Annotated in this window: 1 protein-coding gene; it reads right to left on the bottom strand. The window is 36.5% G+C overall.

Annotation, left to right across the window (positions count from 1 at the left end; genetic code table 11):
* Positions 1 to 125 precede the first annotated feature (125 nt).
* Complete coding sequence (locus C5469_RS22940) at positions 126 to 563, bottom strand: hypothetical protein (RefSeq protein ID WP_166311014.1); 438 nt, start codon at positions 561 to 563, stop codon at positions 126 to 128.
* Between the last annotated feature and the right edge of the window lie 216 nt (positions 564 to 779).

Here is a 779-nt window from a genome sequence, read left to right as displayed (position 1 = left end):
GATATGGCGAAATTCGATATTATTCAACAAAATGTTGAGTTCATAAAATCAGCTATAAGAAAAATAGAAAATGCAATACCGCCTGAACCAATCACATTAACCAACAAATAAGCCCCATAAGGGGCTTACTGTGAGCCAGTTCCTGATCCATATCGTTTTTCCAGATTGATCACGGTCTTATATATATCATAAGAATATATTTTGAATTCACCATCTATGGCCAAAATTATGTGAGCATCTTCTCCCCGAGGGTAAACAATAGCTTTGTCTTGGTCTAGAATGGAAAATTTCATAATAGGAATGCTCTCCCCGTTTCCATTCTTAGTCAGCGTCAAAAAATCAGTATATTTATAACAGAGCGTACCTTTATTTTCATAAAATCCATTAATATTAAAGTGACAGTCAGGACGCAATAAACCAAAAGCAAAAGGAACGCTGATAGGGATACCAATTGCTAATACGCGCATTGTTGTCCGAAACGCTGTTTTCTTTCTTTGAAAAGATAAGCAAAATGCAATTGCAAATAAAAAAACAAGAGCCACTATAATTTGCCAAATAGACACAGACACCTCTCATCCAAATCAAATGACCAATCATTATTCAGGTGCTTGACGAAATCAAGGTTAAACTGTTAAGCGGCTGGATAAATCAATTTTAACTGCCCTTTTACCCCAAATGCCACCATACAACGAGCTTCAAAATCTTTATAGTCAGCACAACTGTTAGCCAGCATTGTTACAGCTTTCAATTGTTCTCCCACCAGCTTTAATGCTTCTGGC

The sequence above is a fragment of the Photorhabdus cinerea genome, from assembly GCF_011189575.1.
GTDB classification, from domain to species: Bacteria; Pseudomonadota; Gammaproteobacteria; order Enterobacterales; family Enterobacteriaceae; genus Photorhabdus; species Photorhabdus cinerea.
The sequence above is the reverse complement of the archived record's forward strand: the minus strand, read 5'-3'. Positions and strand labels throughout refer to the sequence as shown.